Here is a 23,936-nt window from a genome sequence, read left to right as displayed (position 1 = left end):
CTGAACAATAGGAGGAGTACGATGAAGGATTGGAATTATAAATTCGGGAAACAAGGATTAACATTTGACGATGTTCTCTTAATTCCTGCAGCAAGTGACGTGTTACCAAACCAAGTTGACTTAAGAACGACCTTAGGCAAAAACTTAAAGTTAAACCTACCCGTTCTAAGCGCAAGTATGGATACTGTCACAGAGGCACCTTTAGCGATTGCGATGGCTCAAAACGGTGGACTCGGCGTGGTTCACAAAAACATGAGCGCCAAAAAGCAAGCGGCTGAAGTTAAAACGGTTAAAAATGCTGAAGTTACCGGTGCCAATGCTGCGGTTGATGACCATGGTCATTTATTAGTAGCGGGGGCCGTTGGGGTAACTAACGATACCTTCGATCGAACTCAATTATTATTTGATGCCGGGGCAGACGCCGTCATCATCGATACCGCCCACGGTCATTCCAAGGGTGTATTAGAGAAAATTGCTGAAATCAGAAACAAGTTCCCAGACAAAACTTTGATTGCTGGAAACATTGCCACTGGTGCTGGTGCCAAAGCCCTCTTTGACGCTGGTGTTGACATTGCCAAAGTCGGCATTGGACCCGGTTCAATTTGTACCACCCGCATCGTGGCCGGTGTGGGAGTTCCCCAAATTACCGCTGCCTTCGATGCCGCCCAAGTTGCCGCCGATTACGGCAAGCAAATCATCGTTGACGGTGGGATGCAGTACACCGGAGACATCGTTAAGGCGCTCGCAGCGGGTGGAAGTGCCGTCATGCTAGGAAGTATGCTGGCAGGTACAACGGAGGCCCCTGGAGACGTTTATACGGGTGCTGACGGCAAGAAGTACAAAGCATACCGTGGCATGGGCTCACTGGCAGCCATGGAAAATGGTTCTTCTGACCGATACTTTCAAGGTAAGGTCAAAGAAGAAAAGAAACTCGTCCCAGAAGGAATTGAGGGTCAAACCCCATACAAGGGTGACGTCTCAACCGTTCTCTTTCAGATTGCGGGTGGCCTTCGTTCCGGGATGGGTTACACCGGCTCTCACACCATTTCCGACTTAATTAATAACGCTCAATTTGTTAGAATTACTAATGCAGGACTACGTGAATCACATCCCCACGATGTGCAAATCACCAAATCCGCACCAAACTATTCAATCGATAAATAGGAGGAATTTGATGGCAACTGGTACAAAAAAACGTGATTATGATGAGATTTTAGTTCTCGACTTTGGGAGTCAATACAACCAATTAATCACCCGTCGCATTCGTGACATGGGCGTTTATTCAGAACTAAAACCACACACCATCACTGCCAAAGAAATAAAAGCGATCGCCCCTAAGGGCATCATCTTTTCTGGCGGTCCCAACAGTGTCAACGGCAAAGACGCTTTAGACGTCGACCCTGAGATTTTAAACATGGGCATTCCGATTTTGGGAATCTGTTACGGCATGCAACTATTGGCCCACGACTTAAAGGGTGGTCAAACCACCACCGCTGACGACAGTCAGTACGGTCCCGCTGAAATCAAGGTCACAAGTAATGACTCCGGTACCTTTAAAGGACTGGACCCCGATCAAACCGTTTTAATGAGTCACGGAGACTTTGTGACCAAGGTTCCAGACGGTTTCAAAGTCACCGCCACTAGCGAACAGTGTGCCATTTCTGCCATGGAGGATCCCGATAAAGACATTTACGCCGTCCAATTCCATCCGGAAGTTAACCTCACCAAACAGGGAAACCAAATGCTGCATAATTTTGTCTTTGACATTGCCCATGCTAAGGACAACTGGTCAATGGACGACTTCATTGAAGATGCCATTGAGAACATCAAAGAAGAAGTTGGCGACAAACGCGTCTTACTGGGTCTCTCTGGTGGCGTTGATTCTAGTGTGGTTGCCGTCCTTTTACACCGAGCAATTGGCGACCAACTGATCTCCGTCTTCGTTGACCACGGTTTGTTGCGCAAGAATGAAGCCCAACAGGTCCTACACACTTTAGGCGATGAGTTTGGCTTAAACATTGACTTTGTAGATGCCAGTGATGAATTCTTATCCAAACTAAAGGGCGTAACTGACCCCGAAAAGAAACGTAAAATCATCGGGAAAGAATTCGTCGACACCTTTTCAAGTGAAGCCCGGAAGTTCAAGGACGTTGATTTCTTGGCCCAGGGAACCCTGTACACCGATGTAATTGAATCCGGAACGGATACCGCGCAAACGATTAAGTCCCACCATAACGTTGGTGGACTACCTAAAGACCTCAAGTTCAAGTTGATTGAACCCTTAAACAAACTCTTCAAGGATGAGGTCAGAGAAATCGGTGAAAAACTGGGAATGCCAGACGAGATGGTTTGGCGCCAACCTTTCCCCGGTCCCGGTCTTGCCATTCGCATTATCGGTGACGTGACTCCCGAACGATTAAAGAAGGTCAGAGATTCTGACGCCATTCTACGCGACGAGTTCAAAAATGCCGGTCTGGACAAGAAGGTTTGGCAGTATTTCACTGCCCTTCCTGGGATTCGGACCGTTGGTGTCATGGGTGATGAACGGACCTATGACGAGGCCATCAACATTCGTGCCGTTAATTCCGTTGATGGGATGACCGCTGAATTTGCGGAAATTCCGTGGGACGTCTTGAGTAAGGTCTCATCACGAATCGTCGATGAAGTTCCCGGGATTAACCGCGTACTCTACGATATTACCGGGAAGCCACCGGCAACCATTGAGTATCAATAAAAATAAATATACAAAAAAGATCCTCACTAAAAGTGAGGATCTTTTTTACTGATTACGGTCTCAACACCGCATACGCCTTGCCAATGAAGTCTTCAATTGCTTGAGAATCTGGCAATACAAATGAAACTTTCGGATAAAATGCAAAATTAGTCAAAATATCAAAGTGCCATTCATAGACATCACTCGTCGTTCCATTGGTGGTCGTACTAGCACCTCCGACCGCAAAGTTAATATTTTTAATTTGTAGTGGGATTGCTCCACCAACCGTGCCAGAGTTAGAAGTGGTCTGCGAACCAGTATGAACCCGTTCACGGCTGACTTCTTTGATGTTATCTTTGTTATAGATTACTAGCAGGTCTTTATCCAATTCAAAATACATAAATCCCTTATCGTAATAAATAATGGCCTGATTATCAGTTTTAAAGCTACGCCAAAAACTGTCATTCAATCCTAATTGATCCACTAAATTATTAATCAATTTATCCATATATTGATAGTAATAATCCAAATAAGTCTTTCTAGCATTGGCTAAGTTTTTTCTAACCATGTTAGGAAAAAGCCCTTTTTTACGCATCAAAAAAGCTAGAATCCAGAACAGAATTCCCAAACCATCTGCCACCAAAAAGAAGAAACCTAAAACAATCATTATCCATTTACCGAAGTTTAAAAGCACCAAGTAAGTGCCGTCTTGTGATTCAGTTTGAACATAATTCCTAGTAATTTCCTCGCCCTTTTCAGAATGCGCAAAATCTGGAAGTCCGGTGAATTCAAATAATTTATATTTGCCGGGTATTTTTATTTTATTGTTCATTTCTCTCTTCCTTAGTTGCCACTCCGTCCATAAACCACCGTGTGATTGTTATTACTAGTCCAAACCACAATCATATCAGTGTCATTTGGTTTGCCGTTAGACGTGTAAGAAGTTGTGGTTCCCTTTGGAAAGAAACTGACCGACCAGTTAATTGGTGTGTCTTCGTCTTGAAGCGAAGCAACCAACGAACCGTTATTTTCCTTATAAGTTAATGAATGTGACCCACTATTGTCGGTTAACGAATTAGCGTTCATCTTAATGTCACTATTTGAAATTTCATCTTTAGTAACACTCAAGTTGTCCGTTCCACCAGGTTGAACAGTTGGACCTTGAGTGCCAGAGCCACCCACATTATTTTCAATGTGACCGACTTCTTTCCACTGACCGGCAATGCTACTGTAATCACCGGACTGAATCTGACTAAGGTTCATTGCCGCCACTTTAGGGGCTGCAGTCTTAGTATCAGACTTACTGGTCGTTGCCCTTTTAGGCGCACTCTCTTTCTTGTGTTTAACCACGCTGGAAGAACTCGACGATTCCTTTTTAGGACTGTCGTTTTTAGAAGTACCACATCCAGCAAGGGTTAGAACGCTCAAGGCGGCAATGCCCACTAACATAACTTTTTTAGTTTTCATCTTTGGTATACTCCACTCCCATCAACTTAAATGACTTTCTATCATGCGTGATTTGTCCAGCCGTTTTAGCTTTGTGTTTCCCATTTTCTTCGGTCAACTTAATTTGGTTGTCCTTAATTTCATAGGAACCCTTTTTATTTCCCATTTGAGTAAAGTAATTCCCTTTAAACGTAAAACTCGGCTTCACTTTGGCTGGTACATTTTTGCCATCAGCGGAATACGTGCCACCAATATGGTTTCGATAATTGGTATACACTCCAATCCCAAGTAGTAGCAGCACTAAAATCGACATCACAATCCAAGTCAACCAACTGTGATGATTAGCTTGTTTTTTATCATTTTTCATCTTTGGTATATTTCATCCCCATCACATCTAACGACTTCCGATTATCGGATAATTTCCCTTCAACCGTACTGTTTTTACCATTATTCTTTTCGGTCAACTCAATATTATTACCATCAATCTTATAAGTTCCCTTTTTGCCGTCATCTTCAGTAAAACCGTTGCCTTTAAAGGTAACTCTACTTTTCACGTTCGTAATTAAGAGATTGGTATTATGCGTATAAGTTCCACTAAGATGAGTTCGTTGATCGTGGTAGATTCCAAATCCAACACCAAATATCACGACAACCACAGCAACGATGGCAGCAATACTAACATAACTAGCTTTAATCTCGTTCCCCGTTTTTTGACTCATTTTTTTAGAAACATTTTCAAAGGCATGATTAACTGACTGAGAAGCATTCTGAGAGGTATGTTCTCCCTTAGTTTGATTTCCCTGATTATTGGAATTGGTCGAACCCGTCAGTTTACGTCCACAGTGCGGACAAAAATCAGGGTCACCCTCAATGGGTTTGCCACAATACGGGCAAAAATGATTGTGATTTTCCATAATATTTTTAAACTCCCAAAATTGTAGTATTTTTTTTGTGAAAATTAATTATTGCAATTATGATTCAGAAACTGCCAATGCGAATGTTGCGTGAACTTTACCATTTACAACATTAACGGAAACATTTTGTAAGTTTAATGCCGTGATAAAACTCAAGGAATTTTGGATCAATGATGCATTACTGTTATCCCACAACAAATCAGCTAACTGTTGATCGGATGTAATCATGGATACATCTCCATCGACACTACCATTAATAGATAAATGACCAGCATTTGGATTTGGATCAACTTGTGGCTTGCCAAATGAAGCTACCTTAGCTTGTAAGGCAGCTCTGACACCAGCTTCATCAGGAGTGAAAGCTGGTTTTGGTGTATTGCTTCCATTATTTGTTGAGCCACCGTTGTTAGAAGGATTAGTAGGCGTAGTTGAGCCACCATTGCCAGTACTTCCACTACCATTGTTGTTAGCAGGTGGAGTCACTTGGCCGCCGTTGTTAGTGTTTCCACCGTTATTAGATGGATTGGATGGAGTCGTGCTTCCACCATTGTTGGTCGAACCATCATTACTAGTGGAACCTCCGTTTTGTGACGGGGTAGTTGAACCACCATTATTAGTTGATGGAATTGGAGTAGTGTTTCCGCCCATTGATGGTGCTACCTGACCACTGTTATTTGAGGGGGTAGTTTGATTGCCATTGCTGGTACTTTCGCCATTTTGTGATGGTGTTACTGAACCATTGTTGTAAGTTGGAGTGGTTGGGGTACTTTGACTTGTTCCGTTATTCTTTTGTGACTGAGTTGGAACTTGTGTGTTAGAATTCGTCTTACCAGCTGTTTTTGAACTAGCTACCGCTCCATTACCAGTGGTTTGACCAGCAATTTTGGCAGGAGTTTGAGCAGTTGCTGCGGAATTTTGGCCATTAACTCCGGCTTTCTGACTAGCTCCAACAACTGATTGAGCTTGAACGTCTCCAGCACCATTTTGGAGGTTGTTCCAACCGGAATAAATACTTTCGCCAGGTTTACGGGAGTTCACTGGAATCACAATCTTTGACCCAGCGTAAATCAGGTTAGCATTTTGTAAATGGTTGGCGTCGGCAATGTCCTTTACAGTACTGTTGTACTCTTGAGCGTAACCAGATACCGTATCACCCCATTGAATGGTAATAACCTTTTTGTTACTAATTTTTGATGAACTAACTTGGTTGTCAGTCGTCGTGGTTGAGGCATTCGTTGAAGCGGTGTTAGCGGTCACAAATACTCCTAATGCTAATGAACTAAGTAATAATCCTTTAAGAACGTTCTTTTTATTAAATTCCATCATTAATCTTCCTTTCAAAACCAGTTTCTAAACAGCAAAGTAACTCTTGAATTAACACGCTTATTCAAATACAACAGGGAACTACGCTATCCCATTAACTTTTCATCATCTACCTTCACCTCAAAATTAGAATCGTTAATCAACATAAAACATCCCCCCTTTTTGTATTTCCCACTCCGTTTTAGAAAAAAATTACAAAAAGGCACGAGTGGCTTTATTAAAAATTAACAATTTGTTTTATTATTTACAAACTCCCAATTTTTGAACAAGGTGTCTAAGTATTGTCATAATCGGCTTTTAGGGTTGAACATTCGTCATAAAAGTGATTATCATTTAGACATAATGTATATTATTTAACAATAATATTCTTAACTAAATCTTAATATTTGAGGAGTCGGTACCGTGATTGCTTTAAACACGAAACACTTAATTGCACAAGCATTTCTAGAGTTATCTGTCACAAAGCCACTTTATGAAATCAGAATCACCGATGTAATCCAAAAGGCTGACTTGTCCAGAGGAACTTTCTATAATAATTTCAATAGTATCGACGACATCTTGGTTTATATCGAACGTGAAGTAGATAATCCAATTATCAGTGGCCTAAAGGCCATGGCTACCCCCCCCCCCCCAGCAATACCGAGCGTTCTCCATTTGAGTTGATTGCCGATTATTTACTACCTGCCCTATACGATAAAAGAGAGATTTTAAAAATTCTCTATAATCCCAATCTACGTGGTCATTGGACTGAATTTTTAAAAAAGCGTTACAAGGAATGGGCAATGAAAAATATTTTTAACAAATCGTCATCAAACAACAAAAATATTTCTACCAATCTTTCGTGTGAATTTTGCGTCAATATGTATCTCTCCATCATTGAAATTTGGATGACCCAACCCATTCCAGAAGACCCAGAGCATTTTAAAGTGACCTTTCTTTTCTTTGTGAATACCCCGATAACCTTAATGATTTAAAAAGGTAAGTAGCTTATGACTAAAAAAGAGCTATTTCCACTAACTTTGGAAATGGTTCTTTTGATGATTGTACTAGTTACCCCCCTATTTTGATGTATACTTATCCTTGGATTTTATATCAAATACATAACGAGGATGGTTATTATGAATATCAAGAAAATCGCTCTTTCACTTCTAGTCGGTACTACCATGTTTGCCGGTGGACTGTTTGTAACCCATCCAAACGTGGTCCACGCTGACTCAAATGTAGCGGCTGGTACTGCGCAAGGTCAAGTTGTCGTCCAATACGTCAATGCTTTAACTGGTCAACCAATTCGCACCAGTAAAGTTATCTACGGTGCGCCTAACAGCATACTTGACCTATCAAACGACGTTCCAAACATTCCCGGATACGTTGCCGGAAGCAACCGAGCTGATAACGGTAGTAACACTTATCCAGCTGCTGGTCAGTCAATGACGGTCACCATTGCGTACCAACCACTCAATAAGCCACAGCAAAGTGGGAATTATCAGGGTGGAAACGCAACATCTCCTTCAAACGGCACGACCACAAACGGACAGAATAACGGTTCAAGTGGCGGAAACGCAGCGATAAATAAAAACGGTAATTCTCAAGCAAATAATAACCAGGGACAAACCGCTAACGATAACAAACCCAATCAAGAAAATAAAACCAAGCAACAAAATAAAGAACAAACGACTAAAAATCGCAATAATCAAAATAAAACCAAAAAGGACCAGCAAAAGCAGAAGAACAAACATCATAATGACAAGAATCAAAAGGCTAAAAGAGACAAGCGGAACCACAAATCAGCCAAAAAAGATCACACTGGATGGATGATCGGTGGCATCATTGTTATCCTAGTTGTTGGAATTGGAGCTTTTGTCTGGTATCGCGTAAGAAAAGCACATCATTTTAGACATTAAGTTAACTTAATCAATTGTAAGCGAAAAGACTGTCAAGTAATGTTGGTTGGCAGTCTTTTTAAGTCGGAATTAGTAAGCATTGAATTAGTAGGGAATTTTAATAATGGAAACAAATATGGCAAAAAATCGTTTTATCACTGGCTTTACAGGACTTAGAGCACTAGCAGTTATTTGTGTTATTCTCTACCATCTCAATCAAAATATCTTTAGTGGTGGCTACTTAGGTGTTCCAGTATTTTTGACTCTTTCAGGATACCTAATTACCGACCATTTAATTAACGAATATGAATCAACTGGAAATTTTCGGTATGGTCACTTCTGGTACAAAAGATTAAAACGTCTATACCCAACCTTAATCGTGATGTTATTTGCTACAGCAACTTATATCACATTATTTCAACGAAATTTACTGGCCAATTTGTGGCAAAGTGTCGTTACCAATTTAACGTACGTCTATAACTGGTATGAAATTGCTAACGGTCAATCATACTTTCAAAATTTTGCTGGGTCTGAGTCGCCCTTTACTCATTTGTGGACTTTAGCAATTGAAGGTCAATTCTACCTAATCTGGCCCCTAATTGTCGTTTTATTGTTACACGTCTTTAACAGAAACAAACATGGTCTTTTAAACAAGAAGAGCATTTTCTTTGTTGCCATTGGCTTATCCGTTTTATCAGCAATCCTGATGGCAATCTTATTTAAGCCTGGCACTGATCCAAGCCGAGTTTACTACGGGACCGATACCCGGATGTTCTCAATCTTATTGGGAGCTGCCTTAGCAATTGTGTGGCCCAGTAATCGAATCGTTAGAAATTCCGCTCAAGGCCAAAGGACCTTCTTTGACGTCGTTGGACTAATCGGTATCATTGGAATGGTATGGTTGATATTTACGGTAGGAGCTCAATCCACATTTTTGTATCATGGTGGAATGGTACTGTTCTCACTATTTACCGTTCTGATTATGTGGGCCATTCTCTCAAACATTAGTCATTGGAACTGGTTGATGACCAATCCCGTTTTTGATTGGATTGGTTCCAGAAGTTATGAAATTTATGTCTATCAGCTGCCTGTCTTTATCTTTTTCGAGGATAAATTCAAAAATGTTGCCAATCATCAGTTGTTATATGCCGTTATTGAAATTCTATTGATTATTGGTATTTCCGAGATATCGTATCGCTTTGTTGAAGTTCCATTTGGCAAATATGACTACAAAATCCTTTTTAGTAAACTAATTGAATTCATGAGTCACACTAAAATACGTGAAATCATTCTCAGTGTACTTGTAATAATCGGTGGAATTGGTATTCTTCAATCCACTACCATTAATCCTAAACAGGCTAATCACACTCAGCTTGCCAATAAAATTCAAAAGAACGCCAAAACCGAAAAAGAAAATAACAAAAATCTCGCTAAAGAAATAAAGAGTGGTAAAAAGGTTAAACGATCTACCAAAGACCAAAGCCAATTAGAAAAAAATGGCTTAACTGCCGCACAGGTAAAAGAAGCTCAAAATCTGTCCGGAACTGCAATGGGTGACTCAGTTATGTTAGCTGGTCATGACGATTTACAGAAGATTTTCCCGCGTTTCTACATTGATGCCCAAGTTTCACGCCAACCAGCCGCTGCCGTCCCTGATATTAAAAGTTTAGCCACTCAAGGACTACTAGGCAAAAACGTTGTCATTGGACTGGGGACAAACGGTAACATTTCACCGGAAACGATGAAACAAATTATGGAGATTGCTGGTCCTAAGCGTCACGTTTTCTGGATTAACGTCCACATTCCAACTGAAACTTGGCAAAATTCCGTGAATGCCATGCTGAAAGACTCGCAAAAGAAGTATAAAAACTTGTACATCATTGATTGGAATGACTATATCAACAAGCATCCGAACTGGTTATACTCCGATCAAGCCCATCCAAATAATCAAGGAGCCCCAAAATACGCAACTTTTGTGGCTCAAAATGTTTTAAAGAACGCCATAAAATAAATATAACTAAAAAGGAACCCCCCAAATCTTTCGACTTGAGAGTCCTTTTTTGGATACCTAACGTTAGAGTGTCTTACATATAATGTGACTTATTAGTTTTCGACTTATTTCGTTAGATACCACTATTCAGTAGAACTACGTAATCGTGACTTAATTTGCTTCTGACTACTTTCGTTTCTTCTTTTGCATACCAGCACCATTGACTAACCCGTCAATTCGCTCAAATGTCTCGCAGATTCCACCTGTTACTGGGAGTGTTATTGGCCGTGAAACCTGCTTAAACAATGCATTCCCCACCACCCCGCGCAAAACGAAAAAACTCCAACAATCGCTACCAAACTAATCAGTGACAGCAATCCTACTATTAAAACAATCAGGCCATAAATGCCCAATTGTCGGTGATTGATACACATCTTCCACAAGTATTAATTCCGAAATGGCCCACCCGAAAATTAACTCATTTGATATTAAAGAAACCGCCAGGATCTTTTTATCATTATGTGTTTAATATTTATTTATGTTTATATCCCTCAATACTTGTGGCCTGACATATATACATACGACAATCTAAGCTGTTGTTATTAGTTATTTTTGATTAATATGAAAAACTTTTCTCACATTCAAAACTCCCGCAAACGAAACTTGATTTATCTTTAATTATAGTGATGAAACCACCTTCTCAATCTTTAATTCCACAAGTTATTTCATAAATAACGGCCTTTTATGACGTAAAAATCTGATTGACTAAGTGGTTAAGCGTTTGCGCAAATTGTTTAAATTAAGTTGGTCAATTACAGCTAAAGTCACTCAAACTTCTTGACCCCTTCTACAAGCGATACACGTCATTCAAACTGTAAACAATTCCACTAATCTTTAAGAACGGTTAAAAATAATGGTCCCGTTGCCCGTCATACCAACACTTCAATTGATTTCATGTTTATTTTTTAAAATAAACATGTTTCTCATTAATCCTCATACAGGCATGCCCGGTTAACCGTTTTCTTAATTTTATAACAACAATAACCTTAATTTCAATCTTAATTGAGATCGTTTTGCTTTTTATAATTTTATTAGATATGATAATTCCATGCAGTTAGCAGTTATGAAATAAAATTTGAGGAAATGAGAAATGAACAAAAAACGAGTCACCATTAGAGAAGTTGCCAAACACGCCAAAGTTTCAACGGCCACCGTGTCACGGTTCTTAAACAACCATCTGAACTCGATGTCCAAGAACACGGCGAATCGCATTAAGCGATCAATCAAACACCTCGGGTACGTTCCTAACTCAATGGCGCGTGGCTTAAGCCGCCAAAACGACAGTGGGAGCATCATTGCGGTGGGAGTATCAGACATCGAGGATCCCTTTTCAATCAGGATGTTTGAGGGAATCCAGGACCAACTGTCCATTTACAAGTACATCCCCTTACTGATTAATTCCGCCAGTAAGTACAAAAACGAACGCGACCTCTTTCTAGCCTTAGATACTAGCCTCATCAGGGGCGCCATCATTCATCCCGTCAACAGCCACATCAAGGACATTGCCGAACTTTTAAAACCGCGTTTCCCCGTTATTTTGACCGATAAATCCATTAACGATGGCTTTTTTTATAATATCGTCATCAACAACTTTGCGATTTCTCAGAAAGCCGCCGCCTACTTTAAAAACAACCTGGGACTTTCCAAGTTAATCTTAGTTACTAACGCCGAAAGCGAGATGAAGGTCGTCAGAGAGCGCGTTGCCGGGATTAAATACGTCTACCCCGAACCTGATATTACAATTGTCAAGCCCGGTTATTCCAAAACGTCACTTCATCGTGCCTATCATGAAATCGTTCGCCAATTAAAAAAGCAACCCAACAGTTTGATTTTCTGTCTAACGGAAAAGTGGTTGTTAAGCTTTTTGCCCCGGTTGTTGCGTAACAACATTATTGACCGCGACAAGATTCCAAACATCACTGGATTTGTGAGTTCCAACATCGTTAACCTAATTCAGCCAAAAACGAAGTGTATCAGGACAGACGCATACACCATGGGAAAATACGCCGCGCAACTCATGTACGACATCTTAAACAAAAAAGTGGACCCAAGTAAAAAACGCTACATGGTCCACGCCAAATTTGAATAATATCTGTAACCGACTAAGTCCATGCTTAGCCGGTTTTTGTCTAATAAATAAAAAGTGCCACTTCTGAGAAGCAGCATTTTTTGGAGTTTGAAGCTATGTGTGCTCCAGAAGTAGGAAGCATTGTGAAAGTATCTTTTTTGGAGCGACTAAAGAATAACATGGCAAAATGCCTTACCAGATGTCGTTTAAACCCCACTCAAAGTAATAATGAAAGATTTACTGCCAAAACGCCACCTATCACGTTTAGTTAATCGTTTACGAAACTTATCTTAAGCCTAATCGAAGCTCAAAAAAACTTTAGACCATCGTCAAGCTCATCCGCGCCAATCACTTCAGCTGTCCTAACTCTTGTTTAATGATTATTTCAAAATCATAATTAGTCTCTTTTTATTATTTTGGTGATATACTCCTCTCATCGACTAGTTGAGAAACATTTTTATCGGACTCCCTAACTAATATAGATACTTTTTAAACCTCGATAACTCACAAGCGTCAGGCATCCAAAAACTAATATACTGTCAACTTAACTAGCCGAATCTTCCTAATTGCTCTGACTTCTTCAGCGAAGCCAGGGTTTTTCTTTTGGCAATCAATATTAATTATCTTTACACTTCTTATTTTGGAAGTTATCTAAATTATCTGCAGCAATTTCATATAATTTATGAGTAGTTAATAATTGTCGATCGCCAACGATATAAAACTCTTTTTTAGCCCTTGTAACTGCAACATTCAATATATTAGGTTTTGACACTGACCAATGTGCAGCTCCCTTAGAATTTTCATCAGTACCAACTACAAAGTATACAATTGGTGCCTCTTTTCCTTGAAATGTATGAACAGTACCAATCGAACTATTTATCCATTTACCTAAGCCTTTTGATTGGTCAGAAGATAATTTGTCCTTAAGTAATTTACGTAAATCATGTTTTAATCCATTTTTTACCGCTAAAAACGGCGTAATTACATAAATATCACTTAAACTTGCTCCATCTGATATTCTATTAATTATCTTATCTGCCAAGACCTCCCCTTGATGTGGAACATACTGATCATGAGAGGTTGTCCCTTTAACATCTATCCATTTACTAATTTCAGGTGTATTTTTAGGACACGGAGTTGCTTGAATCATTCCACATTCATAAGAAATCTGATTGGAAATATTAAACATTGGCGAAAGACATCTTCGATGGACCCAGAGGGGAATACCAATCCAACTTTTATCCTCCTTTGTGTGACCATAAGGATTAGCATTATCAGCCAAGACTTGGACTGACATTGTACTATTTAGATACTTTCTATCAATTTTATATAAATCACTAATCATATCCAAAAAGATGTCATCAGTTGTTACTACTGGCTCAATTTGAGCTGGATCTCCAATCGCAACAAACTTTTTAGCTCTCCAAATTGCCCCTGCAGCAGATAATGGAGTGGCTTGCCCAGATTCATCCATAAAAACATGGTCCAAAGAATTTTCTGGAAAATATTTAAACATACTTTTAAAACTTGCAAGAGTAGTACTCATCACGGGAAAAACTAATTGGCAAATATAAAAAGCATTACATAAAATTTCTTTACCATTAGCTTTATCTGAGTAAGTAACTTTATTTCTATTTTTAAAAATAAGCCATGAATTGCGAATTTGTCTTTTAGCTCCTAATATAAACGCTTTACGAACTCTCATCGCAGCAATAAAGCATTCTGATCTTTTATCTTGCAGTGTGTTAGTAACATTAGGCAATTGTTTCTGTAAAATTTTATTATCTAGTAATTTCCAATAATCATCATTAGGAATATAAAAGTCATTATCATTGAAGTTTTTTTGTTCTTTTTTATTATTTTCAATGATCTTATTATTGTATTGGTCTTCATTTTGTGATGCTTCTTTTAGCTCAGATAACTGTTCCTTTTGGTCATCGACTAAATGTTTAATGTGGTTGTACTTTTTCTGTATAATACGCTGTTTTTCTCTAGCGGCCTTACCTTCTTCACTTTCCCATTTAAATATCCCCCAAAAAGATTTTAACGGATAAGTATCAGCTAATGATTTTTGATCATCAAGTTTGCTCTTTAATTGCTTCTCTTTTTTTATATTATTATTTAACTCCGTATCTAATTCACTAACTTGTTCTTTTTTCTTTGAAATTGCCTTGGTTGAATAACTTTGAGCCGCATCAACAATTTTTCTAATTCGATCTTTTTCTTTTTTAACTTCTAACAAAGACTTATTAAATTCTAAAACAGCTTTTCCCCATTCAAGATTTGAACCATCACCATCATTTTTAAAAAATTCAGAATCTAAAACAGTTTCAATTGCTTTATTTAAATTCTCACTTTTACCCATTGGAACAGCAAAACTACCCCAAGTTGGACTCTTGCCGTCATTATTTAAAATACTATCTGAAATACTTGAAAAGTAATCAATATTTTCTAATTGTTTTAAATACTTATTTTTTTCGTTTTTATCAGTAGAAGTTCTAATTTCACTTTTATTTGGAAAGTCTTTAGAAATATTAGCCACTGCAGAATTATTATTACTAGTAACAATAATTCCATATCCTTTTAGTCTCGAATTCAACTGGAATGCATCAACTTCTTTACCATCAAATGTAAAGGAATTTTTGTTAGAATCATCCCGATTAACCTGGCTAAATGCCTGATATGGATGTACAAAAGAAGTCATCGCCTTAGCTTGTTTAACCACAATATCTGCAAAAACATCTTTAAGCAATGTCGTTTTGCCAGTACCGGGCGGTCCATTAATTGTAAGAAGATCATTTTTTTCATTTTCAATCAAATTTATTCCAACTTGTTGCATCAATGATTGCCAATACTCAACTTCACTAGGCCAGCGCCCATCAGGAATATTTCCTGGGCTAATAACTTCTTGAATATAATTCCATTGCTTATTAATTTCTTTTTTATTGTTAATACCATAAATAAATTTATGAAACATCGAATCATCAATAGGAGAATCCAAAATCATTTTTAAATCATCTAAGTAAAAACTATTGAGATCGGTTGGTTCTTCTTTGTAATTAATGATACCGTAAAATCTCTCATTGCCATGAAATGGCAATTTAAACTTTCTTCTCATTTCAATGTCAAGATATTGAAAAAAAGCTAATAAATCGGTATTAGAATCTTTATTTTTAAAATCGTCTTCAATAATCTTAGTAATTCCTTCTTTTATTTTAGAATAATTTTCCTCTACTGTTTTGATTTTATATTTATTTCCATGACTTAGTAATCCCGCATACAATAAAGCTGAATGAGGAATAAACACCTTCTGAAAATTAAAATCTTTATCTACATAAATAGCAACTGAAAACATTTCTCCAGTATCTTTATTAGGAATTTTATCTTCCGAGTCAAATTTCTTATGTACTAAATCTCTTAAATCCTGGCTTTTATAAATTCCTAGATATATTACTGAGCCTTTTACTTTTCGATCTTTGGACTTCACTAATTGGGACGATAAATGTAGCCAATTATTCTTAGCTTCCTTAGAAAGTTCCCCACTTTCAATCAATTGGCTTAATCTCCAAGCTCTTATTATTTTATTTTCATTCAGATCCGTAGTCATATTTGCTCAACTCCTATTAACTCAGCATTTTTGTTATCACGAGTATATACGATAAGATACAATAATGCCAAAATCTCAAATAAAAATATACAATTTTATTTACTATTTTTTCTCATGTGAAGAATATATTATAATTGGAATAATTTGATAGATAAACTTAGGTTATTCTATTTAAGGGAGGAAAATAGGTGGTAAATTGGTTTGATTTATTCTTTATGATTTGTATTTTGTTGTTAACAGTACTTCTAATTTTATTAGTTATCTTAGTACTGTACTTGTGTATTCACTTAGGAATAAAACTAAATAGGTTCTTAAATAGAGCGAAAGAGAATCATGGAAAAAAACATTAAATTATTAGTCATTAGTGTTATGCCCTTAGTTTCTGAATCAAAACTAGCAAATTATTTATAAATATAATTTGCTAGTTTTTTTGTTTATTTAAAATACTCTTCAGCGAACGCCCTCGTCTTATTAACGTAGACCTGTCCCTCTTTGTTCAAAGAATCAGCGTGTGTCGCGTGGTTCACAATCCACAATTTCTTAGGACCGTGGTCGTTTTTATAATTGATATAGGCGTCCTTTACGGGAACAAACTTGTCGGCATTGCCATGAATGATAAATAGCGGAATCCGGTTGTGTGCCAGGGTCTGCTTCGTGTCGGCATCGTAGAAGTCGTACTTAGCAAAAATATCACCGTAGATGCGGGCAATGGGCAGGATTGGGAAGGTCGGCAAATGAAACAACGTTCCCAGTTCATATTTCAACTCGTCATAAATACTGTTATAACCACAGTCGGTAATCGCAAAGTCAACGTTGTGCGGGACCTTCGGCAAGGTAAAGAGAACGGCAGCCGCTCCCATACTGATCCCAAACATGCCAAGTCGTCCATTCGGTATTTTCTGGTTAATCATGTTCATCCATGTCACAATGTCAGACCGATCTTTCCACCCATAACCAGCGTACTCACCCTGACTACGTCCAAATGATTCGTCATCTGGTGCTAGCACGTTATAACCATCATCATGAAACATTCTAATGTAGTTATTCATCTTGTGCCCAGTACTTCCGTAACCGTGGATTACGATCATGGTCTTATTCGTCGCTTGCTTAGCTGGTAAGTAGTAGGCCATGAGTTTTAGGCCACCCTTGTTCGTTTGGTGCCAAATCTGGGGCTTTTGTTCTTTAATCCAAGTGGTGTTAACCTTTTCGCCGACCTGCGTGCTGTATCCACCCCGTTTAAACGCGAAGTTAAACAGGAAGTAGGTTCCCACAAAGATTAAAATAATCACGGTAATTACGATGGCAATTGTAACTTTGTGCCAGCGCTTCAGCTTTCCTTTTTTCATAATTTCGCTCCTTTTTGCAACACTTGCCATTATACGGGCAGAGCGATTCAAATCATGATTAATTTTTAAGCGTCGCGTGGTACCGGTAACTAGCCAGCTTCAGACGAGTTACAGATTAATTTGAATGTCATTATATTAATCACAAATCGTTTTAGTTTGCTTCAAGCTAACTTTCAACTAAAATGTAAATACATAACTAACTAATAATAAGTAGGGAGTAATTAAATTGAAAACAAGTCCAATAACTAAAATGCTTGGAATTAAGTATCCAATCATTCAGGCGTCACTCAACTGGCTAACTGACGCTAAGTTTGTCGCCGCGGTCTCAAATGCTGGTGGTCTCGGGACGTTTGGCCCAAACGCTGGCAAGACTAATCCCACTCAAGATGCCACGGAAACGTTAAAAAAGCAGATTAAAGAGGCCAAACAGCTCACCGACAATCCCTTTGCTGTCAACATGATTGTCGGAAGTGAAGATGAGTTTGATTACCCAGATAAGACCTTTAGAGCTGCTTTTGACGCTGGGGTTAACATCTTCATCATTTCTGGTGTCATCAATCCAAAACTTTTTAAAGAAATCAAGGAATCCGGTAGTACCCTAATCTTTCGCGAACTCAATCCGTCCGTTAAGGGCGCTCAAAGAGCTGAAGAATTAGGCGTCGACATCCTGATTGCCACTGGTTACGATGAAGGTGGGATCATTCCAACGACCGGCCTTGGAACGTTTACCACTATTCCGCGCATTGTGGATGCCGTCTCCATTCCCGTCGTTGGCGCTGGTGGCATCACGGACGTTCGTGGCGTGCGGGCCGCCTTTGCCCTTGGAGCACAAGGAGTCTACGTTGGAACTCGGTTCATTGTGACTGACGAAAACCGGACTTCGGACGCTGCCAAACAAAAAATCATCGACTCGACGGTTGATGACGTAGTATTAGTATCTCCTAACCAACGTTCAATCAAGAATCCGCTAGCTGATAAGTGGGCCAAGGAGTTTCAAAATGGCGTCAAAGACACCTACGAACAAACCCGCAAGGCCGGTGGTGTTCGTCCCGCCATGCTTGACGGTAAACTTGATGACGGTGTCATTTCAATTGACGTTGGTATCAACAACATTCATGACATCAAGAGTGTTCAAGGTGTGGTGGATGAAATGATGCAGGATTTTGAAAAATAAATCTTAATAAAAAGCTTCAAGTGGCGTGTCTATCAGCCATTTGAAGCTTTTTTATTCTGCTTTGCTAATTCTTAATGTGATAAGATGTTTCCTATGTGATAAATTACATAAATTCTTACAAAGGAACGTTCAATTTGAAAACCATTAAGAAAATTCTCAACCTTTTTAATACCAGAATGGGCTTCTTTTTCCTGTTAGTGATCCTGTTCTGGTTCAAAACCGTATACGCTTACTACCACGTCTTTTACCTCATTCCAGCGAGCCGCATGCAGCACATCATCTTACTGATAAATCCGCTGGCTGCGATTATCATCACGCTAAGTCTGGCGTTGTATTTCAAGCCCGCGAAGCTCTTTTATCCCTTTATCATCTTCATTGACTTCTTAAACACCGTATTACTGTACATAAACATCGTCTACTTCCGGGGTTTTCTGGGCTTTATGACCGCCGACACGATGACAACCGGTCATTCCAACTTAAACGGTGGGTTAATTACCAGTGCGACCGCCCTTATCAACAAATGGGACGCCTTATACTGGATAGACCTGATCGTGATTATTCTGTTACTGGCATTTCGCGTTATTAAAATCGACAAAAAGCCTTTAAAGCTTAGGTTTAGCTTACTAACCACCCTGGTCGGAATTATCTTTTTGTTTCTCAACCTTTTTCTTACCCACATCGATAATCCCAACCTGTTCGCCCAGTCAAGTACGCAAAGCAAGCAGAATGACATCGTGAAATACATCGGAATCGACAACTACACCGTCTACGACTGGACCAAGTCCATTCAGACCAACATCGCGCGTTCGACCGCTAAGAAATCAGATCTAAATGACATTTTAGGCTTTACGAAAAAACACTATGCTGCCCCAAATCCCGAAATGTACGGGAAAGCTCGCGGTAAAAACGTGATCGTCATTCACCTAGAAAGTTTTCAACAGTTCTTGATCGACAAAAAGGTTAACGGCAAGGAGGTAACGCCTTTTCTGAATAAAATTTACCATAGTCAGTCGACCAACTCGTTTGACAACTTCTATCACCAAGTGGGACAGGGACGAACGGCCGATGCCGAAAACATGCTTGAAACCAGCACGTACGGTCTGCCGGAGGGCTCCTTGTTCTCTCAGTACGGAAACGACAATACCTTTCAGGCGGCTCCCGCTATTTTGAAACAGCAGCAAAATTACACGTCCGCCGTTTTCCACGGTAACGACGCCAATTTCTACAACCGTAACAACACCTACAAACGGCTTGGTTTTCAATATTTCTTTAGTTCCAAAGATTACAACATGAAGGGCGATCGGACCGAAGGCATGGGCTTAAAGGACAAGTATCTGTTTCAAGATTCCAACAAGTACTTAGAGAACCTTCAACAGCCCTTTTACGTCAAGTATTTAACGGTCACCAATCATCTCCCGTACGTTCTAGACCAAAAAGACCAGAGGCAGATGCACTTTAAGACCACCAGCACTGACAATCCGGAGGTCAATAACTACTTTGTCACCGCTCACTACCTTGACCAGTCCGTCAAAGAATTTTATGACTATCTCCATCAGACGGGACTCGACAAGAACTCAATGATCATCATCTACGGTGACCACTACGGCTTAATGGACCAGGATGAACGGAGTTTGGCACCCCTTCTAGGCGTCAAACCAAACGACTGGAACGCTTTTGACCACAGCCAAATCCAAAAAGTTCCGTTTATGATTAACATGCCCGGAACCACTGGTGGGAAAATCCACCACACGTACGGCGGTGAGATCGACGTGTTACCAACGGTTCTCCATCTTCTCGGAATTAATTCCAAACCATACGTTCAGTTTGGAACCGACCTCTTCTCCAAGCAACACGACCAGGTGGTGGCGTTTAGAAACCGTGACTGGGTCTCACCCAAGTACACCTCCACGAACGGCACGGTTTATGATAATCAGACCAAACGTCAGCTTCATCCAGATCAGAAGCAGCAAAACCAAATCAATCAGAGCCAGCACCAGGTCAACCACGAACTGGAACTGTCGGACAAGTTGAATAAAGAAAATCTTCTTCGTTTCTATCATCCCAAGGGCTTTAAGCCAGTTAATCCAAAAGATTACCACTATAATCATGAATTGAACCGGGAAAAACAACTTGAGAAGCAGTTGGGCCAAAAGTCAACGAGTCTAGTTTCCCTGGACAAATAAAAATAGCACTTAACTCACATGAGTTAGGTGCTATTTTAGTCTTTTATTTATTTAATACCTGTGAAATGGCCGTTGCCATCCGTTTAATTCCTTCATCGATCTCATCGTCATTCATGTTGGAAAAGTTTAAGCGGAAGGTCCCTGGTTTTACCTTACCCGCGTAAAAGGAGGACCCAGGAACAAACACCACGTTGTTTTTTAAACAAGTCTGATACAGTTCCTCCGTGTTCACTCCGGGAACTTCAACCCAGATGAACATCCCACCTTCAGGATGACTGTGGCGCACGTTCTTTGGGAAGTACTTATCAATGCAGTCCATCATCAGATTAGCCCGATGCTCATAGGTATCGGTAATCTTCTTGATGTGGTCGTTAATATCCACGTCATCTAAGTACTGGGACACGATGTACTGGGTTAAGTTATCCGTATGTAAATCGGCATTTTGTTTAAACAGGATAAACTTGTCCATAAAGTTTAACGCTGCATCAATCCACCCCAACCGGAGTCCTGGTGCTAAAATCTTGGAAAAAGAGCTCAGATAGATTACCCCACCGTCATGGTCAAAGTGCTTGAGTGGCGGTAAGTATTTGCCAGCGTAACGAATGGCACCGTATGGGTCGTCTTCCAGAATTGGAATCCCAGCCTCTTTACCAATCTGAACTAACTTCTTCCGCCGCTCTTCCGTCATGGTCCGTCCGGTTGGATTCTGGAAATTGGGAATCGTGTAGATAAACTTGGCCTGCGGGTATTTTTTGATTAACCGTTCTAAGGCATCTGTCTCCATCCCGTCCTCGTCCATGGGAATGCCAACGATTCTGGCACCATAGGACTTAAAAACGTCGATGGCTGAGAGGTAGGTTGGATCCTCGGTCAAAACCACGTCACCAGGATTAATCAACATCCTGGAAACAATGTCAATGGCCTGTTCCGACCCCGTCACGATGCCAACGTTAGCAACCGTCGTATTAACGTGGCGTTCTTTCATAATGGCCACAATCTGCTGTCTTAGTTTTTCGTAACCAAGCGACTGCGAGTACTGCAGAACCGTTTGCCCATACTGTTCAAAAACCTGGTTTGCGGCCTTTTGGATCTCTGAAACCGGAAACAACTCGGGAGCTGGCATTCCACCACCTAATGAAATCACCTTGGGATCAGAAGCCGCTTTAAAAAGATCTGAAGTTACCGTACTAACATGAGCTGGCACGCCACTTGCGTATCTAAATTCCATTTTAATCGCCTCACCGTACTAAACATTTGGTAGTTATTATTTAAAAGTTCACTGTAATTAAAGCATTGCACTATTAGTATAGTACATTCAGCTTGAATGCGTCGCTATCACGTATCTAAATGACCTAATGTGTGCGGTGTCTCAAACTTTAGATTCGTTGCGATTTTTCACCCAATCATTTTCGTCATGGCCTACGCCGTTAATGACAATTCCATTGGTAATGACCCGTTCCAGCCGAAATCCAGCACGTTTTGTAACAGCATTACTCCGCTTATTATCAACGGCCACTTTAACATGGATCTGATTCAACTGATAATCACGAAAACCTAAGCCAATCATGAAGTTAAGCGCCCGGTAAACGATTCCCTTCTCGGTAAATTGGTTACCCAGCCAATAGCCAATCTCCGTGCTTTTTTGGTCATGATCAAACGAATTAAAACTGATCATCCCAGCAATTTGATCCTGATAAATAATTAATAAGTTGACTGACTTTCCTAATCGATAATGGGTTAAAGTTTGGTGTAAAAATTGCTGCTCATGTGCAACTGATTGCATCGCATCCGCCCATGGCAACCACTTTGAAAGGGTGGTACGTGAGTCTTTTACTAACTGATAGACCAATTTTGCGTCTTCTGGCTGGTCAGGAAGGCGTAACTCAATCTCACTGTCAACACGTTCCGTCCTCATTTCATCACTTCCCTACTTTCCGGCTTTTGAAACCGAACCATTCATATCATCGTATTCATAGCGACTCATTTTTCCCTTTTGCATGGCTAATCGCAGTCGATCAACCTCTGCACCATGATCGGCATTCGTAATGTAATTATTTTCACCACGAACGGTGTTATCGTACTTAGCATCCGTTAATTGGCGTTTTAACACTGACTGAGTAAAGTCATAAACCCGACCATAAACAATGTTTCGATAATTAAATTGCTGACCATTAACCTGAAACTTGATGGCACCGTGTGGAACACCGCGTACAAAGGTCATCGAGTCAATCTCATTTTGGGGATAGTGGATGACGGAATCATCACCGCCTTCATCATGAAAAACAAGTAGTTCGTTTTTGGTGATCATCAGAATCGTTCTTTGTCGGCCAATCGCGTTAACCAACAATTCCCTTACTTTTTCTTTGGGTAAATGGTTACTTAAATATTGATCGAACTCAGTTCCAATCACTTTTGGCAGCCCATGAAATTTACCTAACTTGGCATGCATTTTGCTTCACCTTTCCTCTTAGTTAGTTGTAATTATGTTATAACGTTTCTTCACTCATATTTTTGGGTACAATAAAACCAGTTCCATTAAAAAGAATGTTAAGGAGTCAGTAATGAGCATCGAAGAACAAATTTTTACTAACCTGAAACCTGATTTTGCCAAACTGATTAATTTTGGTTTTCAACATGAAAATAATCGCTTTAAATACTCTACTAACATTCCACAAACCAACTTTTCGGTCACCATTACCGTTAAGCAAAACGGAAAGGTAACTGGCAAAATCATCGATGATGATTACCACGCCGAATACACTAACTTTCGGGTTGACAACCCAGAGGGTGGCTTTGCCAGCACCATCAAGCAGAAATACACTGCCATCTTAAAAAACATTGCGCAGCAATGTTTCAACTACGTTCCAGACAACACGGAAACAAAGTGGCTCATCCCCGCCAATCCGAAATACTTTGACTTAGAAAAAGACTTCGCCAAAAACGGCACCATCATGTGGAAACAAACCACTCACATTCATGTTGATGATTTAGTTTACATCTACGTGACGGCACCAGTTGCCGCCATCACGTATAAATGTGTGGCCATCAAGGTGAATCAACCGCACTACTACCACGATGAAAACATCACCACGCACTACGTTATGTTACTTCATTTACTTAGCAGATTTAATCCCAATGAATTTAACGTGGCCGTCCTAAAAAAGCACGGTGTCAAAGCCGTCAGAGGTCCGCGCCACGTTCCTCAATCTTTAAGTCGGATTCTCAAATAACC

The 23,936-nt window shown here is 39.8% G+C and carries 19 protein-coding genes; 9 read left to right on the top strand and 10 right to left on the bottom strand.

Annotated features, from left to right (window positions below; translation table 11 throughout):
* Positions 1–21: 21 nt before the first annotated feature.
* Both guaB and guaA read left to right on the top strand, forming a co-directional pair.
* Positions 22–1,164 (top strand): IMP dehydrogenase, encoded by a 1,143-nt coding sequence (gene guaB, locus AC6UDG_RS01120; RefSeq protein WP_500706163.1) that lies wholly within the window; start codon positions 22–24, stop codon positions 1,162–1,164.
* Positions 1,165–1,174: 10 nt separating this feature from the next.
* Entirely contained in the window at positions 1,175–2,734 is a 1,560-nt protein-coding gene (gene guaA, locus AC6UDG_RS01115; protein ID WP_500706162.1) for a glutamine-hydrolyzing GMP synthase, read from the top strand.
* A gap of 52 nt (positions 2,735–2,786) precedes the next feature.
* On the opposite strand, the gene AC6UDG_RS01110 is transcribed toward guaA, so the two are convergent.
* The 5 genes from AC6UDG_RS01110 to AC6UDG_RS01090 are packed head-to-tail and all read right to left on the bottom strand — an operon-like array spanning position 2,787 to position 6,396.
* Positions 2,787–3,545: a hypothetical protein gene (locus tag AC6UDG_RS01110; RefSeq protein ID WP_500698894.1), complete on the bottom strand. Its 759-nt coding sequence runs from the start codon at positions 3,543–3,545 to the stop codon at positions 2,787–2,789.
* A gap of 11 nt (positions 3,546–3,556) precedes the next feature.
* The gene (locus AC6UDG_RS01105; protein WP_500706161.1) at positions 3,557–4,180 is read right to left on the bottom strand and encodes a hypothetical protein; all 624 of its coding nucleotides are present in this window, start codon (positions 4,178–4,180) and stop codon (positions 3,557–3,559) included.
* Positions 4,170–4,526, bottom strand: a complete 357-nt coding sequence (locus AC6UDG_RS01100; RefSeq protein WP_500706160.1) for a hypothetical protein — start codon at positions 4,524–4,526, stop codon at positions 4,170–4,172. Before AC6UDG_RS01100 ends, AC6UDG_RS01105 begins: the two co-directional genes overlap by 11 nt.
* Positions 4,516–5,073, bottom strand: a complete 558-nt coding sequence (locus AC6UDG_RS01095) for a hypothetical protein (protein ID WP_500706159.1) — start codon at positions 5,071–5,073, stop codon at positions 4,516–4,518. The genes AC6UDG_RS01100 and AC6UDG_RS01095 overlap by 11 nt, the downstream gene beginning before the upstream one ends.
* Positions 5,074–5,130: 57 nt before the next feature.
* The gene (locus tag AC6UDG_RS01090) at positions 5,131–6,396 is read right to left on the bottom strand and encodes a LysM peptidoglycan-binding domain-containing protein (RefSeq protein WP_500706158.1); all 1,266 of its coding nucleotides are present in this window, start codon (positions 6,394–6,396) and stop codon (positions 5,131–5,133) included.
* Between the two features lie 659 nt (positions 6,397–7,055).
* On the opposite strand from AC6UDG_RS01090, the gene AC6UDG_RS01085 reads away from it, so the two are divergent.
* The 4 genes from AC6UDG_RS01085 to AC6UDG_RS01070 all read left to right on the top strand — a co-directional run bounded on the left by AC6UDG_RS01085 (position 7,056) and on the right by AC6UDG_RS01070 (position 12,415).
* A complete protein-coding gene (locus tag AC6UDG_RS01085) occupies positions 7,056–7,370 on the top strand; it encodes a TetR/AcrR family transcriptional regulator C-terminal domain-containing protein (RefSeq protein WP_500706157.1) in 315 nt (104 codons plus the stop codon).
* Between the two features lie 144 nt (positions 7,371–7,514).
* On the top strand, positions 7,515–8,297 hold the full coding sequence (locus tag AC6UDG_RS01080) for a hypothetical protein (RefSeq protein WP_500706156.1): 783 nt from the start codon (positions 7,515–7,517) through the stop codon (positions 8,295–8,297).
* A 103-nt stretch (positions 8,298–8,400) separates the two neighbouring features.
* Positions 8,401–10,287, top strand: coding sequence for an acyltransferase family protein (locus AC6UDG_RS01075; protein WP_500706155.1), 1,887 nt, complete (start codon positions 8,401–8,403; stop codon positions 10,285–10,287).
* 1,129 nt (positions 10,288–11,416) lie between these two features.
* Positions 11,417–12,415, top strand: a complete 999-nt coding sequence (locus AC6UDG_RS01070; RefSeq protein WP_500693285.1) for a LacI family DNA-binding transcriptional regulator — start codon at positions 11,417–11,419, stop codon at positions 12,413–12,415.
* 595 nt (positions 12,416–13,010) lie between these two features.
* Here the strand turns inward: AC6UDG_RS01070 and AC6UDG_RS01065 are convergent.
* Positions 13,011–16,001, bottom strand: coding sequence for an AAA domain-containing protein (locus AC6UDG_RS01065; protein ID WP_500706154.1), 2,991 nt, complete (start codon positions 15,999–16,001; stop codon positions 13,011–13,013).
* Positions 16,002–16,435: 434 nt separating this feature from the next.
* Complete coding sequence (locus AC6UDG_RS01060; protein ID WP_500706153.1) at positions 16,436–17,347, bottom strand: alpha/beta hydrolase; 912 nt, start codon at positions 17,345–17,347, stop codon at positions 16,436–16,438.
* Between the two features lie 226 nt (positions 17,348–17,573).
* On the opposite strand from AC6UDG_RS01060, the gene AC6UDG_RS01055 reads away from it, so the two are divergent.
* Positions 17,574–18,521 carry an NAD(P)H-dependent flavin oxidoreductase gene (locus AC6UDG_RS01055; RefSeq protein ID WP_500706152.1) on the top strand — a complete coding sequence of 316 codons (948 nt, stop codon included), beginning with the start codon at positions 17,574–17,576 and terminating at the stop codon, positions 18,519–18,521.
* A 134-nt stretch (positions 18,522–18,655) separates the two neighbouring features.
* A complete protein-coding gene (locus AC6UDG_RS01050) occupies positions 18,656–20,704 on the top strand; it encodes an LTA synthase family protein (protein WP_500706151.1) in 2,049 nt (682 codons plus the stop codon).
* Between the two features lie 43 nt (positions 20,705–20,747).
* On the opposite strand, the gene AC6UDG_RS01045 is transcribed toward AC6UDG_RS01050, so the two are convergent.
* The 3 genes from AC6UDG_RS01045 to hdcB form a co-directional block, all read right to left on the bottom strand.
* On the bottom strand, positions 20,748–21,932 hold the full coding sequence (locus AC6UDG_RS01045; RefSeq protein WP_500706150.1) for an aminotransferase-like domain-containing protein: 1,185 nt from the start codon (positions 21,930–21,932) through the stop codon (positions 20,748–20,750).
* 141 nt (positions 21,933–22,073) lie between these two features.
* Complete coding sequence (locus AC6UDG_RS01040) at positions 22,074–22,619, bottom strand: GNAT family N-acetyltransferase (RefSeq protein ID WP_500706149.1); 546 nt, start codon at positions 22,617–22,619, stop codon at positions 22,074–22,076.
* Between the two features lie 12 nt (positions 22,620–22,631).
* The gene (hdcB, locus tag AC6UDG_RS01035) at positions 22,632–23,153 is read right to left on the bottom strand and encodes a histidine decarboxylase maturation protein HdcB (RefSeq protein ID WP_500706148.1); all 522 of its coding nucleotides are present in this window, start codon (positions 23,151–23,153) and stop codon (positions 22,632–22,634) included.
* A gap of 112 nt (positions 23,154–23,265) precedes the next feature.
* Between hdcB and AC6UDG_RS01030 the strand changes: the two genes are divergently transcribed.
* Positions 23,266–23,934: an MmcQ protein gene (locus tag AC6UDG_RS01030; RefSeq protein ID WP_500706147.1), complete on the top strand. Its 669-nt coding sequence runs from the start codon at positions 23,266–23,268 to the stop codon at positions 23,932–23,934.
* Positions 23,935–23,936: the final 2 nt, after the last annotated feature.

This window comes from Fructilactobacillus sp. X2R1C1, from assembly GCF_059901435.1.
Note: the sequence above shows the minus strand (reverse complement) of the source record. Positions and strands in the feature narration are given on the sequence as shown.